The sequence below is a fragment of the Micromonospora sp. URMC 105 genome (genome assembly GCF_051386295.1).
In the GTDB taxonomy this organism is placed as follows: domain Bacteria; phylum Actinomycetota; class Actinomycetes; order Mycobacteriales; family Micromonosporaceae; genus Micromonospora.
Window position 1 is genome coordinate 1 of the sequence record NZ_JBPQTL010000242.1, and the last position, 288, is coordinate 288.

At 78.5% G+C, this 288-nt stretch carries 1 protein-coding gene; it reads left to right on the forward strand.

Going from position 1 to position 288, the window contains the following annotated elements:
* Positions 1-67: 67 nt before the first annotated feature.
* Positions 68-288, forward strand: a 221-nt coding sequence (locus ACSNN7_RS29130; protein WP_436684238.1) for a hypothetical protein, incomplete at its 3' end; no start/stop codon positions are given.

The window sequence follows — 288 nt, forward strand, 5'->3', positions numbered from 1 at the left end:
GTCGCGTCGGGTCAGCGGCGGGCCACCTCGTCGATCAGGCCGGCGAGCAGCGCCACCCGGGGCGACCGTGCTGGACGGGCTCGGCCCGGCAGCGGCCAGCAGGTTGGCGTCGGCGCAGCCGCCGGTGGCGGTGTGCGAGACGGGCAGGCCGAGGCCCACGCCGCCGTGGGAACCCGGGCCGGAGGACCGCTGGCTGACCGAGCTGGCCGGGAAGGTCGGCGCGTACCCCGGGGACGGTCGGCTCGGCGACCAGCCGGCGGATCTCGGCGAGCGCCGAGGCGTACTCAC